We start from the raw sequence: 381 nt of genomic DNA, 5'->3' as shown, positions 1-381 counted from the left end.
TGGTCATCATGTCCATGGGCAGCTGGTACATCCTCATCACCAAAATCATTGACCAAGTTAAATTGTCCGGTCAAGCCACAGATGCCCGCGCCAAATTCTGGAAAGCAGCGTCCGTACAAGCCGGTGCCGCCTCTTTGAAAGAAGGCAGCCCATTCCGCTTCATCGCTGACTCCGGTATCAAAGCCACAGAACACCATGAAGGCGCTCTGCTCGAACAAATCGACCTCAACACCTGGGTCTCCATGTCCATCCAACGCGCTGTTGATAAAGTCCAAAGCCGCCTGCAAGACGGCCTGGCCTTCCTCGCAACGGTTGGTTCCACAGCACCATTCGTTGGTCTGTTCGGTACAGTATGGGGTATTTACCATGCGCTGACAGCGA

1 protein-coding gene is annotated in these 381 nt (G+C 53.8%); it reads left to right on the top strand.

Annotated elements, in window-relative coordinates; translation table 11 throughout:
* Positions 1 to 8 precede the first annotated feature (8 nt).
* Positions 9 to 381, top strand: a 373-nt coding sequence (locus tag ACO0LG_RS29605) for a MotA/TolQ/ExbB proton channel family protein (RefSeq protein ID WP_423032215.1), incomplete at its 3' end; no start/stop codon positions are given.

The organism is Undibacterium sp. Ji42W, from assembly GCF_049340405.1.
In the GTDB taxonomy this organism is placed as follows: domain Bacteria; phylum Pseudomonadota; class Gammaproteobacteria; order Burkholderiales; family Burkholderiaceae_D; genus Undibacterium.
The sequence above is the reverse complement of the archived record's forward strand: the minus strand, read 5'-3'. Positions and strand labels throughout refer to the sequence as shown.